The following is a 14968-nucleotide window of genomic DNA, read 5'->3' on the forward strand; positions in this document are numbered from 1 at the left end:
CGCGCGATCGTCACCGACCGACCTACGTGGAGCCTCAAGGAGCCGATCAGATGGCCAACTTCTCCAAGTCGAACGTGCCGCAGTTCTCCGTCGAGGTGTACCAGAACGCCTACCTGCCCGAGGGCGGGCGCGAGGTCAACGCCATCGTGACCGTCACGTCCACGGGCGGGGGGACGACCGGCGGCGTGCCGCTGGGCGGCGCGGTACCGGCGCCGAGGGACTCGGCCGGGGCGGGGGCCGGCGCCGCCGTGGTGCTCATGGTGGACTGCTCGGGGTCGATGGACCACCCGCCGACGAAGATGCGCAACGCGCGCGACGCGACCGCGGCGGCGATCGACACCCTGCGCGACGGCACCCGCTTCGCCGTGATCGCGGGCACCCACGTCGCCAAGGACGTCTACCCGGGCGGCGGACGGCTGGCGACCGCGTCCGCGACGGCCAAGGCCGAGGCCAAGGAGGCCCTGCGCCGGCTGAGCGCGGGGGGCGGGACGGCTGTCGGGACCTGGCTGCGGCTCGCGGACCGGCTGCTCGCGTCGGCCGACGCCGGTATCCGGCACGGCATCCTCCTCACCGACGGCCGCAACGAGCACGAGTCCCCGGAGGACCTGCGGGCCGCCCTGGACTCCTGCGCGGGCCGCTTCACCTGCGACGCGAGAGGTGTGGGCACCGACTGGGAGGTGAAAGAGGTCACAGCGATCGCCTCCGCCCTGCTCGGCACGGCGGACATCGTCGCCGATCCCTCGGGCCTCGCGGGCGACTTCACGCGGATGATGGAGAACGCGATGGGCAAGGAGGTCGCGGACGTCGCACTGCGGCTCTGGACACCCGTCGGCGTGGAGATCGCGTTCGTCAAGCAGGTCGCGCCCACGGTCGCCGATCTGACCGGCCGCCGGACCGCGGCCGGGCCGCGCGCGGGGGACTACCCGACCGGTTCCTGGGGCGACGAATCCCGCGACTACCACGTGTGCGTGAGGGTTCCGGAGGCCGGGATCGGCCAGGAGATGCTGGCCGCGAGGGTCTCACTGATCCTGCCGCCACCGTCGGACGGTGGCACCCCGCAGACGCTCTCGCAGGGTCTGGTGCGTGCCGTCTGGACGGACGACATGGCCGCGTCCACGTCGATCAACCCGCAGGTGGCGCACTACACAGGACAGGCGGAACTGGCACAAGTCATCCAACAGGGACTGGATGCCCGCAAATCCGGAGACTTCGACGGCGCTACGGCGAAACTGGGCCGAGCGGTGCAGCTCGCCTCGGCATCCGGGAACGCCGATACCGCGAAGCTGCTTTCGAAGGTGGTCGACGTCGTCGACGCGGCGACCGGTACTGTGCGACTGAAAGCGAGGGTCGCAGAAGCGGACGAGATGACACTCGAAACGCGCTCGACCAAGACCGTTCGTGTCAAGAAATAGCCACACGAACGACAACGACAGAACCGTACGGAAGGCCGACCGGCCGTACGGCTGCACCGACGAGCATGGCGGCCTCCGGGCCGGACGAGGAGAGGGGGAAGCGCCGACATGCCGACCTGCCCGAACGGACACCAGTCGGGTTCCGAGGACTGGTGCGAGGTCTGCGGACATCGCATGACCGGGACGGACGCGCCCTCGGGTGCGGTTCCGCCGCCGCCCCCTCCGCCGCCGGCGCCCGGCTACGGATATCCGCAGCAGCCCGGGGCCGGCCAGCCCACCGTCCAGGCCGAGCTCTGCCCGCAGTGCCGCACCCCGCGCGAGGCGATGGCGCCGTTCTGCGAGGAGTGCCGCTGGAACTTCCTCACGAACACGGCGACGTCCTACACCCCGCTCGCACCGCAGGGCGGTACGGGCGGTCCCGTGCCCGGCCTGAACCTGCCGCCCGGCTTCCAGGCGCAGCAGGGCCCGCCGCCCCAGCAGCAGCGCGACCCCTTCGAGTACCAGGGCTCGCGGCCCTCGCAGGTGAACCGGCCCGCGGAGCCGCTCTCCCCCGAGCAGGGCGGCCGGTCCGGTCCGCCGCCGTCGTTCCGCCAGGGGCCGCCGCCTCCGCCGTCCTTCCAGCAGCAGTCGCCGTCGCCGTTCGAGCGGCAGGAGCAGCAGCCCGCGTCACCGTCGCCGTTCGAGCGGCCGGGACAGCAGCCGCCGTCGCCCTCTCCGTTCGAGCGGCAGGAACAGGGCGGCCAGGGTCCCGGTGGGCAGAGTCCCTCCGGCGCCCCGTCCCCGTTCGAGCCGCACCGCCAGGGACCCCCGCCGTCCTTCCAGCAGCAGTCGGCGGCGCCCGCTCCCGCGCAGCCGCAGGCGCCGCAGTCCGGCGGGGACGACGACTGGATGCTGCCGCCGCCCTCGCGGCAGCAGCAGCCGCAGGGCTTCCAGCAGGGCGGGCAGGCGCCCCGGCCGCCCCAGGTCCCGCAGCAGCAGTTCCCCGGCCAGGGCCCCGCACAGGGCGGCCCCGACCAGGGACCGGGCACGTGGACGGCGGTCATCGCCCCGGACCGCGACTACTTCCTGGCGATGATGCAGCGCAGCGGCCCCGAGGCCACCGGCCTCAATCTGCCCGCGTACTCCCCCGAGCAGCGCCTTCCGCTCACCGGCGGCCAGATCACCATCGGCCGCCGCCGGCACAGCACAGGTGAGTCGCCCGACGTCGACCTGGCCGTGCCGCCGGAGGACCCGGGCGTCTCCCACCAGCACGCCGTGCTCGTGCAGCAGCCCGACGGCACGTGGGCGGTCGTGGACCAGAACTCCACCAACGGCACCACGCTGAACGGTGCCGAGGACCCGATCCAGCCCTACGTCCCCGTCCCGCTCCAGGACGGCGACCAGGTGCACGTGGGCGCCTGGACGACGATCACGGTCCGCCGCGACTGAACCGCGCACCCCGGCCGAGGTCAGGAGTCCTAGGACTCCTGACCTCGGCCGGGGTGTCTGCGACGATGGACCTGTGACAGAGATTCCGCGCGACACCCTGCAGGAGCAGACCTTCTACGAGCAGGTCGGCGGCGAGGACACGTTCCGGCGCCTGGTACACCGCTTCTACCAGGGCGTCGCCGGGGACCCGCTGCTGCGCCCGATGTACCCCGAGGCGGATCTCGGTCCGGCCGAGGAGCGCTTCAGGCTGTTCCTCATGCAGTACTGGGGCGGCCCGCGCACCTACAGCGACGAGCGGGGCCACCCCCGGCTGCGGATGCGGCACGTCCCGTTCCGCGTGGACAGGGCGGCGCACGATGCCTGGCTCGGCCACATGCGGGTGGCGCTCGACGAACTCGGCCTCGCACCCGAGCACGAGCGCCGGCTGTGGGACTACCTCACCTACGCCGCGGCCTCGATGATCAACACCGCGGACTGATCCGGAGCAGGCGCCCGGTCACACACGGAACCGACCGATCCGAAGCAGTCCGATCAGTCATGTGCGAAATTCGGTGCTTCACACCCGCATAACGGTCACGATCCCATCAATTTGCGACCACAAGCGGTTTCCAGAGCGCGTGCACTCTGAAAGCATCCGAGGGACGCCGGGGGGCGTGGAAGGCGTACGGCTGCTGAGGGTGCGGGGGAACACGGGTGACGGGGTTCGTCTTTCTGCGGGTGCGCGCGCACCGGCTCCTGCTCGCCGCAGCCCTGCTGGCCGTCCTGCTCACCACCTGTGTGCTGGCCTCGCTCACCGCGTTCTCCGGCTCCATAGGCGACGCCGCGCTGCGGCACACGCTCACGCACCGCTCCGCGGAGCAGGCCTCCCTGTTCGTCTCCGCCGACGTGGACCGCGAGCGGCGCGAGAAGGCCGACGCCCTGGTGCGCCGGGCCGCCGACGCCACGTTCGACGGGCTGCCGGTCACGGTACGGAAGCTGGAGAGCTCGGGCCCGTACGCGCTGCCGCGCTCTCTCCAGACGGCGGCCGAACGGCGCGGTGAACCGGATCTGACCCATCTCGCCTCGCTGGACCGCAGCCGGGTGCGCCTCACCGCGGGGCGCATGCCCGGGGCCGGTGCCGGCGCGCCGGACGCCCCGGTGCAGGTGGCGCTGCCGCGCGCCGCGGCCGAGGCCCTGGAACTGAAGCCGGGCTCCGCACTCACCCTGACCGACCGGGTGGGTGGGACGCCGCTGAAGGTCGAGATCACCGGCCTCTACGAGGCCTCCGACCTGGCCGACCCCTACTGGCGGCTGGACCCGCTGGGCGGGCGCGGGGTCCGCGAGGTCGTCTTCACCACCTACGGCCCGCTGCTGGCGGACCCTGCCGTGCTCGGTTCCGCCCGCGTCAGTGCCGGTCCGTCGTCGTGGGTGGCCGCCGCCGACTTCACGGCGGTGACCACGGACCGTACGAAGGCCCTGCGCGAGGCGTCGGCGTCGGGGCCGAAGACCCTGGCCGCGTCCGGGGTGTTCGGCGACGGCCCGGCGGTGCGCACCTCGCTGCCGACCGTCATCGACCAGATCGAGCGGGCCCTGCTGGTGTCCCGCTCCACGATCATGATCGTCGCCGTCCAGCTCGTCCTGCTCGCCGGTTACGCGCTGCTCCTCGTGGCCAGGCTGCTGAGCGGTGAACGCGGCGGCGAGAGTGAGCTCCTGCGGGCCCGGGGCGGTTCGCGGGGCCGCATCGCCTCGCTGGCCGCGATCGAGGCGCTGCTCCTGGCGGTGCCCGCCGCCGTCGTCGCTCCGCTGCTCGCCGGGCCGCTGACCCGGCTGCTGGCGCGGCGGAGCGACCTGGGCCGGATCGGGCTGCGGCTCGACGGCGGGGTGGACGCCACGGTCTGGCTGGTGGCCGCCGCCGTGGCCCTGATGTGCGCGCTCGCCGTGGTCGCACCCGCGCTCACCGCCGGGGGGAGCGGCCGCCGCAAGGGCCGCGGCTCCACGCTGCCCGTACCGGTGCGGGCGGGCGCCGACATCGGGCTCCTGCTGATCGCGGGAGTGGCGTACTGGCAACTGGACCGGCAGACCGGGGCGTCCGGCGGCGGCGCACTCAGCGGCGACCGCGGCGGCGAACTCGGCATCGACCCGCTGCTGGTCGCCGCCCCCGCGCTGGCCCTGCTCGCGGGGACCGTGCTCACGCTGCGGCTCCTCCCGCCCGCCGCCAGGCTCGCGGAGCGCCGTGCCGCGGGCGGCCGGGGGCTGTCGGCGGCCCTGGCCGGCTGGCAGTTCAGCCGCCGTCCGCTGCGCGGCGCGGGGCCGGTGCTGCTGCTGGTCCTCTCGGTCGCGATGGGCATGCTGGCCATCGGGCAGAGCGCCTCGTGGGACCGGTCGCAGGACGACCAGGCGGACTTCAGGTCGGGTGCGTCGGTGCGCATGGTGGGCGGGCTCTCCGGCGACCCGGCGAACGCCGCCCCCTACTCGGAGTTGCCCGGGGTGCGCCAGGCGGCCCCGGCGTTCCGCGCGACGGCCGACCTGTCCGGGGGCCGCACGGCCGAGATGGTCGCCCTGGACACCGCGCACGCGGACGAGGGGATGCTGATGCGTGAGGACCTCTCCGGGGCGTCCCCGGCCGAGCTGTTCGACGCGATCGCCCCGCCGAGGACGGCACGGACCGGGGTGGTCCTGCCGAAGGGCAGCACCCGGGTGCGGTTCGGTCTGCGGATCGCCGGCACCTCGGCGGACGGCGGGGAGCCCCCGGTCGGGGCCGCGCCGTTGGTGAGCGTGCTGCTGGAGGACCGTTACGGGATCGGCTACCGGGTGGGAGCCGGTACGGTCCCCGCCGACGGCCGGGTCCACACGAAGTCCTTCCCCGTGTCCGCGTCGGGCGGACTGGCGGTGACGGGCTTCGAGGTGGACGGCCAGGTCCCGGAGGGCCCGCAGGAGCGTCTGGTCTCCGTGACGGGGATGCGCGCGCTCGCCGCCGGCGGCGTCGAGCGGCCGGTGCCCGCCTCGGACGGGGTGCGCTGGCACGCCGCCGCGACCGTGACCGAGGCCGGGGAGACCCGCCCGGGCGAGAAGACCGAGACGGTCACCGGCTCGGGCCCGGCCCCGGCCTTCCGCTACGGCACCGGCGCCGACACGGAGGACGGCGGATTCTGGGCCGGCGAGCCGGTCGGCACCCTGCGCATCACCGCGGCCCGCCCCGCCGCCCCCGCGTTGAAGGCGGTGGCCACGGACGCGTACCTGAAGTACGCGGGCGCCGAGCTGGGCCAGGAGGTCGACCTGACCCTGGCGGGGAACACGGTCCGGGTGACCCTGGTGAAGTCGGTGCGGCAGTTGCCGACCACCGGACCGGGCGCGGCCACCGGTGTCGCGGAGGGTGCCGCGACCGACGCGTCGGTCAAGCCCGGCGGGGCCGTGCTGCTGGATCTCAGGGCCGTGTCCGAGGTACTCGCCCACCGGCCGGGCGCCACGCTCGCCCCCACCGAGTGGTGGCTGAGCACCGCACCGGGCGGTGGCGCGGAGGTCGCGGCAAAGCTGCGCGCTCTGCCGGACACGGACCCGGCGCAGGTGCGGGTGCGGGACGAGGTGGCGCGGGACCTCGCGGACGATCCGCTGGGCGCCGGTCCGCAGTCCGCGCTGCTGGCGGCCGCCGTCGTGGCCGCCGCCCTGGCCGCGGTCGGATTCGCCGTCGGGCTCGTCGGTTCGCAGCGGGAGCGGGCGGCCGAGTTCGCCGTGCTGCGGGCACTGGGCGCGCCCCGGCGCCGCCTGGCCCGGATGATGGCCGCCGAACAAGGGGTCCTGATCACCCTGGCGTTGCTGATCGGGCTCGCCCTGGGGGCCGTGCTGACCCGGGCCGTCGTCCCCCTCGTCGTACTCACCGGGCAGGCGGCCAGGCCGGTGCCCGATGTGCTGGTGCTGCTGCCCGCCGGTCAGGTCGCCGTCCTGCTGGTCTCGGTCGCCGCGCTGCCGCTGCTGTTCGTCGCGGCGATCACACTGCGCCGCGCCGATCCCGCGGTGTCGCTGCGCCACCAGGGGGACAACTGACATGAACACAGGCAAGATTCAGGCCGCCTGCGCCCCCTGGGTGCGCACACGCCTGCGTACGGCCCCCGGGATCTCCGCCGCGCTCGCGGTCCTGGTCCTGCTGACGGCGTTCCTCGCCGCCGCGTTCCCGCGCGCGGTCGACGCCTACGAGACGAAGGCGCTGCGCCACGACATCACGGAGGCCCAGCCCCGGCAGAGCGTGCTGGAGGTGACGACACCGCCGCCGGCGCTCGGGCAGGCCCCGGCGGTCCGTGAGGGCGCGATGCGCGAGGACGCGCTGTCCGGAGCGGACCGGGCGCTGGCGAAGGCGTTCCCCGCTCCGCTGCGGGCCGACAGGCCGCGGTCCTCGTACGGGGTGCACACGACGACACCCGTCGTGGCGCAGGAGCCCTGGCTGCCGCGCCCCGACGCGCTGCCGCCCCAACTCACCTACGCGGCGCCCTCCGCGCTCCCCCGGCACAGCACCCTGCGGTCGGGGCGCTGGCCGGCCGTGCGCGGCGAGGTGACCCAGGAGTCCCGCGAGGTCGAGGCCGCGGTCACCGAGGAGACCGCGGCGGGGCTGAGGATGAAGCCGGGCTCCACGATCTCCGTGCCCACCACGCGCGGCGCACCGCTCACCGTACGGATCACCGGAATCGTCACACCCCGGGCGCCGGAGAGCGGCTACTGGGCGGTGGATCCGCTCTTCCGCGCCCCGTCCCTGGTCAGGGACCCGGGGTCCCCGACGCCGGTCTTCTACTGGCGGGCCACACTGCTGCTGGCGCCGGACGCCGGTCCGGCACTGCTGGCGACCATGAGCGATCCCGAGCTGTACTGGCGGTTCGCCCCGGACGCCTCCGGCCTCACCGCGGCCGACGCGTCCCGCCTGGGCACCTCCGTGGCCGTGTCGGAGAACGGCCCCGGGCTCCTGAGGCTGCGCGACATCGCCGGGCCGAACACCGCGCTCACCACCGACCTGGACGCCATCGCGGAGGCCCACCTGGGCATGCGTGCCGCGATCAGCTCCGTCGTCACGGTGGCCGCCATGGGCATCGGTGCGGTGGCCGCCGTCGTCCTGCTGATGACCGGGGGGCTGATCGGCGCCCGCCGCCACCACGAGCTCGCCCTGCTGCGCTCGCGCGGCGGGTCCCTGCGGGGCATCGGTGCCCGGCTGTTCGCCGAGACCGCCGTGGCCGTCCTGCCGGCGGCGGCGCTCGGCCTTCTGCTGGCCGTGCTGCTCGTCCCGGAGGCACGGTTCCTTCCTGCCGCGGTGGGTGCCGGCACCGTCGCGGCGCTGGTCTGCGTGGTGCTGCCGCTCCGCACGACGCTGCACCACCGCAGGCCGCTGCTCCACGGTGCGCGCGAGGACGTGGTGGCCGCCCGGCCCTCCCGCCGGCGTACGGTCGCCGAGCTGACCCTGCTCGTGCTGGCGGCCGGCGCGGTCGCCGCGCTGCGCCGCCGGGGCACGTCGGCGGGGTCGGGGACCGACCTCCTGATCAGTGCCGCTCCGGTCCTGGTGGGCCTGATCGCGGCGCTCGTGCTCGTACGCCTGTACCCCCTGCCGCTGCGGCTGGCGTCGCGCCCCGTGGCCCGGCTGCGCGGAGCGGTGGGCTTCCTGTCGCTGGCTCGCGCGGGCCGTGCCTCGTCGAGCGGGACCCTGCCCCTGCTGGCCCTCCTGGTCGCGCTGACCACGGCGGCCTTCGGCGGCTCGGTCCTCGCCGGGGTCGCCGACGCGCGCGACGCCGCCGCGCTCCGGGCGGTCGGCGCGGACGCCAGGATCAGCGGCGAGGGAGCGCTGACCCCGGTCCCGGACGCGGTCGTCCGGCAGGTGCGGGCGGTGGAGGGCGCCGAGGGCGTCGCGGCCGTGCGCATCGAGTACGCGACCCCGCTGGCCGCGTCCGCCGACGTCAGGTCCGACACGAGACGCGTGACCCTGATCGGTGTCGAGCCGGGCTCCTACGCACGGCTGGCCCGCGACACCGGCCTGCCCGCCTTCCCCGCGGACGCGCTGGCGGGCGGACGGGGCAAGGACGAGGCACTGCCCGCGGTGGCCTCGCCCGCCCTGGCCCGCCGGCTCGGGGACCGGCCGCACACCGTCCGGTCCCAGGCAGGTGACATCGCCGTGCGGGTGGCCGCCGTACTCCCGCGGACCTCGGCGGCCGGCGACTCCGAGTTCCTGATCGTCGACTCGGCGGCGCCCTCCATGAGCCGGCCCACCACCCTGCTGGTCACCGGGCCGTCCCTCGACCGGGCCCAGCTGCGGGCGGCGGCGCGCGAGGCGGGTCCGGAGTACTCGGTACGGATACGGGCCGTCGAGCGCGGGGTGTTCGTGGACACCCCGATGCAGGCGGGCGCCGAGCAGATCTACGGGGCGGCCGTCGCGGCGGGCGCCGGATACGCGCTCCTCGCCGTGCTCCTCTCCCTGCTGCAGACCGCGCCGGAGCGCACCACGCTCCTGGCCCGGCTGCGCACCATGGGGCTGACCACCCGGCAGGGCAGGCGGCTCCTCGCGTTCGAGGCGATGCCGCAGGCACTGCTGGCCGCGTCCGGCGGCCTCCTCGTCGGCTGGGCGACCATCGCCCTGCTGGCACCGGGCGTCGACCTGGCGGCGCTGGCACTGGCGGGCGGGGGTCCGGGAGTGGCGCAGGCCGCCTCGCTGCGGGCGGACCCGCTCTCGCTGGCGCTCCCGGCGCTGGGCGTCGTCGTCCTCGCGGGCGCCGTGGCCTGCGTCCAGGCGTGGTGGGCGGGCCGCCGCGGATCGATCAAGGAACTCAGGGCAGGAGACACCCGGTGACATCGTCGACAGAGACCACCCTGGCGGAGCTGGAACAGCGGGCGGCGGCCCGCCGTGACCGGCCGTCGTACGGACACGACTCCCTGATCGCCTGCGACCGGCTGGTGCGCATCTTCTCCGCGGACGGGGTGGAGGTGCAGGCGCTCCAGGGACTTGATCTGCTGGTCACCAAGGGTGAGTTGATGGCGCTGGTCGGGGCCTCGGGGAGCGGCAAGTCGACCCTGATGAACGTCCTCGCCGGCCTGGACGTCCCCACCGCCGGCTCGGCGAAGGTGGCGGGCTGCGACCTCCTGGCGATGGGCCCGAAGGAACGGCTGCGCTACCGCCGCGACGTCGTCGGCTTCGTCTGGCAGCAGACCTCCCGCAACCTGCTGTCGTATCTGACCGCCGCCCAGAACATCACGCTCCCGATGCAGCTGCGCGGGGGCGGCCGGAACCGTGAACGGGCGGCGCGCGCCGAGTCGTTGCTGGCGATGCTGGAGGTCGCGGACTGCCGCGACCGCCGCCCCGCCCAGATGTCCGGCGGGCAGCAGCAGCGGGTCGCGATCGCGGTGGCCCTGGCGAACGACCCCTCGGTGCTGCTCGCCGACGAACCGACGGGCGAGCTGGACTCGGCGACGGGCGAGCAGGTGTTCGCGGCGTTCCGCAGGGCCAACGAGGAACTCGGCACGACGATCGTGATCGTCACCCACGACCAGGCCGTGGCGAACGAGGTGCGCCGCACGGTCGCGATCCGGGACGGCCGCACGTCGTCCGAGGTGCTGCGGCACACGGAGGTGGACGCCGCGACGGGGCAGGAGTCCCAGGTGGCCCGGGAGTACGCGATGCTCGACCGGGCGGGCCGGCTGCAACTCCCGGCGGACTACACCGAGGCGCTGGGGATGGAGCACCGCGTGATGCTCGAACTGGAGCAGGACCACATCGGGGTGTGGCCGGACGCAACGGACCGATGATGCCGGTGGGGCGTGCCGGGGACGTACGGAGCACACCTTTCGGGTGACGGAACGTCACCGGCGCATGAGGCAGGGATGGGTGGGGCATCGCAAGAACAAGAGGTCACGCTGGGTGACCGGCTGACGTGCCCGCCATCCGGGCTCAGCCCGCCCTGGCAGCGCCAGAGAACATCACTCCCCGAGCCGTCCCCGCGCACGTCCGTCCGGGGCTCGGCTCTCACGCACGGTGCCGGACGAACCACAGCCGTTCTCCCCACACCCGTGGACCACCACGGCACCCCTGCACGCAATGGAGACCGCAGGAGGTTCAATGAACCGCAGGACGTTCCTGATCACCACATCCGTCACCCTCGGCAGCACACTCACCCAGTGGCCCGGCACCGCACCCGCCGGTGCCTCGCCCCCTGCGACAGGCCGCCGCATCGGCGCCCGCGTCCCCGAGCTGTTCGAAGCCCGCCTGCACCGCTTACGCCGCCTCGACGACCAGGTGGGGTCGGGCGCGGTCCACGACATCGTCCGAGCCGAACTCCCCCTCATCACACGCACCATCCGCAACTCCTCTTACGGCGAGCGGGTCGGATGCCGCCTGTTCGGCGCCGCCGCCGAGGCGGCCCGCTCCGCCGCCTGGACGGCTTACGACAGCGGCCGGATCGCCGTGTCCGAACGCTACTTCGCCACCGCTCTGCGGGCGGCCGCCAGCGCGGACGATCCGGTCGTCGCCGCGAACACGCTGGCCTTCTGGGCGATCCAGCAGTACTCGACGGGCAATCCACGCGGTGCGACCGACCTCGTGGAAGCGGCCCTGACCACGGCACCGCAGATCGGTTCCGCACGGATGACCGCCATGCTCCACGCCCGCGCCTGCCGGGCCCATGCCCGTGCCGGCGACGCCCGCGCCTCCGCCCGGTCGGCGGACGCCACCCTCGACGTCTACGCCCACGCGGGCCCCATCGCCGACGATCCGCCGTGCGTGTACTGGTTCAACCTGGGGACGGCCCACCAGCTGCTCGGCAGTTCCGCGCTCGACCTGGGCGACCCGCGCCAGGCCCTCCGGCACTTCCAGCACGCCTCCGGGGCCCACGGCACGGAGGGTGAGGCGTACGACGGGGACGAGTTCCCCCGCGCACACGCCATCTACCTCGCGCGCCTCGCCGAAGCCCACCTCGCCCTCGGCGATGTCCACGCCGCCGTCACGACCGCCCACGCGGCCGTCGCCCGTATGGGAGGCGTGAACTCCGCACGCGGCAGCCGCGCTGTCCACGGCCTCCGCAAGAGGCTCGGCCACCGTCGCGGCGTCCCTGCCGTCGCCGGCTTCCTGGACCTCACCGCCGCCCGGGCCGGGACGGACCGGGTCCGGGCGGCCGGCACCTCGGAGGGCGGGGGGCCGCCCTCGGACGGGTCCGGTCCGTGCTCACCCGGGACGGGCCGTCCGGGGTGGCCTCAGGCCGTCCCGACGGTCACGGCGAGGTTCCCGAGACCGCCGCCCGTGCCCCGCAGTGCGATCGAACCGTACGGTGTGCGCAGCCGCATCCAGGACCCGGTGGTGAGCAGCGCGACGGGGAATCCCTCCTGCGGGCGCAGGAAGCCGAGCGACTGGGCGGCGTGCACGGCGCGCAGCGGGAGTTCCGTGCTCCCGACCGTCCGGGACCAGATGTCGCGGCCGATCAGGTCGCGTTCCGTCCTGGTGCGCCGGTCCTCCGGAAGCGCGGCGTCCCGGGACCGGAACTCGGCCACGGCGTCCGCGAGCGCGGTGCGCAGGTCGACCGGCCCGGGGAGCCCGGTGCGCTCCTGCCAGCCGCCTCGGGGCGGCAGGACCCCGGTCCAGGGAGGCCCGGTCACGGGCGCCGGCAGGGCGCCGACTCCGGCCGCGTCCTCGTCCGCGCCGCCCGTGTCCAGCGCCTCGAGGAGTTCCCCGGCCGACACGGTGACGTCGAAGTCGTGCGTCCCGGCCAGCCGGACCGTGCGGATCGCGAGGACCTCGAACGAGGGGGGCCGGCCGAAGACCGCGAGCGCGCCGCCGCCCGCCTGGAGGCGGACGGCGGCGGCCCGGTCGTAGTGCAGGAGCCGGCCGAGGAAGGCGGCGAGGTCCGCCGCCTCCCTCGCGTCGGCGAACCGCAGCGACCGTACAGGCACTGTCATACGACGGCGGGCTCCTGGTCGAGGTACTCCTGCAGGAAGTGCTTCTCCTCGGCCGTGATCCGCCTCGGCCGCTCCTCCGCCAGGTTGTAGGGGACGACGACCGTCGACGCCCGTACGTAGACCTGCTCGGGGTCCTTCACCTCGTAGGCGATGGTGAGCGACGCCGCGGTTATCTTCGTGACCCACGACTCGACGGTCACCGGCGCGTGCCGGTGGACCAGCGGCCGCACGTAGTCGATCTCGTGCCGGGCCACGACGGAGCCGCCCGAGAAGGACGGCGAACCGTCCCCCGGCGCCAGCCGGAACATGAAGTCGATGCGCGCCTCCTCCAGGTAGCGGAGGAAGACCACGTTGTTCACGTGGCCGAAGGCGTCCATGTCCGACCAGCGCAGCGGGCAGCTGTAGATGTGACGGGCCAAGTCGATCAGCCTCGCGTGAGCTTCTTGTACGTGGCACGGTGCGGGCGGGCCGCGTCCGCACCGAGGCGCTCGATCTTGTTCTTCTCGTACGACTCGAAGTTGCCCTCGAACCAGTACCACTTGGAGTCGCCCTCGTACGCCAGGATGTGCGTGGCGACGCGGTCCAGGAACCAGCGGTCGTGGGAGATGACCACCGCCGCACCGGGGAACTCCAGCAGCGCGTTCTCGAGCGAGGACAGGGTCTCCACGTCGAGGTCGTTGGTGGGCTCGTCGAGGAGCAGCAGGTTGCCGCCCTCCTTGAGCGTCAGCGCCAGGTTCAGGCGGTTGCGCTCACCACCGGAGAGGACACCGGCCGGCTTCTGCTGGTCCGGGCCCTTGAAGCCGAACGCCGAGACGTACGCCCGCGAGGGCATCTCGACCTGGCCGACGTTGATGTAGTCCAGCTCGTCCGACACGACGGCCCAGAGGGTCTTCTTGGGGTCGATGTTGGCGCGGGACTGGTCGACGTAGGAGATCTTGACCGTGTCGCCGACCTTGATGGCGCCGGAGTCCGGCGTCTCCAGGCCCTGGATCATCTTGAACAGCGTGGTCTTGCCCGCGCCGTTCGGACCGATGATGCCGACGATGCCGTTGCGCGGGAGCGTGAACGACAGGTCGTCGATGAGGACCTTGTCACCGAAGGCCTTCGAGAGGTTCTCGACCTCGACGACGATGGAACCGAGCCGCGGGCCCGGCGGGATCTGGATCTCCTCGAAGTCCAGCTTCCGCATCTTGTCCGCCTCGGCCGCCATCTCCTCGTAACGGGCGAGACGTGCCTTGGACTTGGTCTGGCGGCCCTTGGCGTTGGAGCGGACCCACTCCAGCTCCTCCTTGAGCCGCTTGGCGCGCTTCTCGTCCTTGCGGCCCTCGACCTTGAGGCGGGTGGCCTTCTTGTCGAGGTACGTGGAGTAGTTGCCCTCGTAGGGCAGGGCGCGGCCCCGGTCGAGCTCGAGGATCCACTCGGCGACGTTGTTCAGGAAGTACCGGTCGTGCGTCACGGCGACGACGGCGCCCGCGTACTTCGAGAGGTGCTGCTCCAGCCAGTTCACCGACTCGGCGTCGAGGTGGTTGGTGGGCTCGTCGAGGAGGAGCAGGTCCGGGGCCTCGATGAGCAGCTTGCAGAGCGCCACACGGCGCTTCTCGCCACCGGAGAGGTTGTTGACGGGCCAGTCGCCGGGCGGGCAGCCCAGGGCGTCCATGGCCTGCTCCAGCTGCGCGTCCAGGTCCCACGCGTTGGCGTGGTCCAGGTCCTCCTGGAGCTTGCCCATCTCGTCCATGAGCGCGTCGGAGTAGTCGGTCGCCATGAGCTCGGCGACCTCGTTGAAGCGCTTGAGCTTGCCCATGATCTCGGCGGCGCCGTCCTGGACGTTCTCCAGGACGGTCTTCGACTCGTCGAGCTTCGGCTCCTGCATGAGGATGCCGACGCTGAAGCCGGGGGTGATGAACGCGTCACCGTTGGACGGCTGCTCCAGGCCCGCCATGATCTTCAGCACCGTTGACTTACCGGCGCCGTTGGGCCCCACGACACCGATCTTCGCGCCGGGCAGGAAGTTCAGGGTGACGTCGTCGAGAATCACCTTGTCGCCGTGCGCCTTGCGCGTCTTGCGCATGGTGTAGATGAACTCAGCCAAGAGAAACCGTCCGGCAGCAATAGAGGTGTGGGCAGATACACCCATCTTGCCTGACGTCCGCACCCGGACGGAAACCCGTCCGGTCCCCGGTACCCGCCCGGCGCCCGCTGCCGGGCCGCCGGAACACCGGAGGGCCCGGTACGGATGTCCGTAC

10 protein-coding genes are annotated in these 14968 nt (G+C 73.6%); 6 read left to right on the forward strand and 4 right to left on the reverse strand.

Annotation, left to right across the window (positions count from 1 at the left end; translation table 11 throughout):
* Positions 1-50 precede the first annotated feature (50 nt).
* The 6 genes from OHT61_RS11065 (at position 51) to OHT61_RS11090 (ending at position 10586) form a co-directional block, all read left to right on the forward strand.
* A complete protein-coding gene (locus tag OHT61_RS11065) occupies positions 51-1412 on the forward strand; it encodes a vWA domain-containing protein (RefSeq protein ID WP_329037349.1) in 1362 nt (453 codons plus the stop codon).
* Between the two features lie 108 nt (positions 1413-1520).
* On the forward strand, positions 1521-2840 hold the full coding sequence (locus OHT61_RS11070; protein ID WP_329037351.1) for an FHA domain-containing protein: 1320 nt from the start codon (positions 1521-1523) through the stop codon (positions 2838-2840).
* Positions 2841-2913: 73 nt separating this feature from the next.
* Positions 2914-3318, forward strand: coding sequence for a globin (locus tag OHT61_RS11075; protein ID WP_329037352.1), 405 nt, complete (start codon positions 2914-2916; stop codon positions 3316-3318).
* A gap of 215 nt (positions 3319-3533) precedes the next feature.
* Positions 3534-6860 (forward strand): FtsX-like permease family protein, encoded by a 3327-nt coding sequence (locus OHT61_RS11080; RefSeq protein WP_329037353.1) that lies wholly within the window; start codon positions 3534-3536, stop codon positions 6858-6860.
* Between the two features lies 1 nt (position 6861).
* Complete coding sequence (locus OHT61_RS11085) at positions 6862-9633, forward strand: ABC transporter permease (protein ID WP_329037354.1); 2772 nt, start codon at positions 6862-6864, stop codon at positions 9631-9633.
* Positions 9630-10586 (forward strand): ATP-binding cassette domain-containing protein, encoded by a 957-nt coding sequence (locus OHT61_RS11090; RefSeq protein ID WP_329037356.1) that lies wholly within the window; start codon positions 9630-9632, stop codon positions 10584-10586. Before OHT61_RS11085 ends, OHT61_RS11090 begins: the two co-directional genes overlap by 4 nt.
* A gap of 466 nt (positions 10587-11052) precedes the next feature.
* Here the strand turns inward: OHT61_RS11090 and OHT61_RS11095 are convergent, their stop codons facing one another.
* The 4 genes from OHT61_RS11095 to ettA form a co-directional block, all read right to left on the reverse strand.
* Positions 11053-11871 (reverse strand): hypothetical protein, encoded by an 819-nt coding sequence (locus OHT61_RS11095; protein WP_329037358.1) that lies wholly within the window; start codon positions 11869-11871, stop codon positions 11053-11055.
* Between the two features lie 155 nt (positions 11872-12026).
* The gene (locus OHT61_RS11100) at positions 12027-12725 is read right to left on the reverse strand and encodes a hypothetical protein (RefSeq protein WP_329037362.1); all 699 of its coding nucleotides are present in this window, start codon (positions 12723-12725) and stop codon (positions 12027-12029) included.
* Complete coding sequence (locus tag OHT61_RS11105; RefSeq protein WP_329037363.1) at positions 12722-13144, reverse strand: acyl-CoA thioesterase; 423 nt, start codon at positions 13142-13144, stop codon at positions 12722-12724. Before OHT61_RS11105 ends, OHT61_RS11100 begins: the two co-directional genes overlap by 4 nt.
* 5 nt (positions 13145-13149) lie before the next feature.
* Complete coding sequence (gene ettA / locus OHT61_RS11110; protein WP_329037366.1) at positions 13150-14814, reverse strand: energy-dependent translational throttle protein EttA; 1665 nt, start codon at positions 14812-14814, stop codon at positions 13150-13152.
* Positions 14815-14968 lie beyond the last annotated feature (154 nt).

The sequence above is a fragment of the Streptomyces sp. NBC_00178 genome, from assembly GCF_036206005.1.
Classification (GTDB): domain Bacteria; phylum Actinomycetota; class Actinomycetes; order Streptomycetales; family Streptomycetaceae; genus Streptomyces.

Excerpts from the sequence above, each read along its gene's own strand:
- OHT61_RS11065 (WP_329037349.1), top strand. The coding sequence starts at position 51 with ATGGCCAACTTCTCCAAGTCGAACGTGCCGCAGTTCTCCGTCGAGGTG.
- OHT61_RS11070 (WP_329037351.1), top strand. The coding sequence starts at position 1,521 with ATGCCGACCTGCCCGAACGGACACCAGTCGGGTTCCGAGGACTGGTGC.
- OHT61_RS11085 (WP_329037354.1), top strand. The coding sequence starts at position 6,862 with ATGAACACAGGCAAGATTCAGGCCGCCTGCGCCCCCTGGGTGCGCACA.
- OHT61_RS11100 (WP_329037362.1), bottom strand. The coding sequence starts at position 12,725 with ATGACAGTGCCTGTACGGTCGCTGCGGTTCGCCGACGCGAGGGAGGCG.